At 71.6% G+C, this 261-nt stretch carries 1 protein-coding gene; it reads right to left on the bottom strand.

Going from position 1 to position 261, the window contains the following annotated elements:
- A partial coding sequence (locus tag B8446_RS15945; RefSeq protein WP_048851372.1) for a helix-turn-helix domain-containing protein occupies window positions 1–261 on the bottom strand: 261 nt, incomplete at both ends.

Here is a 261-nt window from a genome sequence, read left to right as displayed (position 1 = left end):
CCGGCGCCAGCGCACCACACCGTCCCGGACCAGCTCGGGGCCAGCTTCGATCAGTTCCGCCAATTCCGCCTGTTGGCTTGCCGTCAGGCGGCAGGTGGGTCCGGGATGGCGTTGATCGCGCAAACCGTCCGGCCCCTCGGCATTGAAGCGATGCACCCAGTCGCGCAGCGTCTGCCGGTCCATGCCACCGATCCGCGCCGCTTCCGTCCGGCTGGCCCCGTCCCGAACCGCCGCCAGCGAGAGCAGCCGCCGGGCCACATG

Source organism: Tanticharoenia sakaeratensis NBRC 103193 (assembly GCF_000963885.1).
Taxonomy (GTDB): domain Bacteria; phylum Pseudomonadota; class Alphaproteobacteria; order Acetobacterales; family Acetobacteraceae; genus Tanticharoenia; species Tanticharoenia sakaeratensis.
Note: the sequence above shows the minus strand (reverse complement) of the source record. Positions and strands in the feature narration are given on the sequence as shown.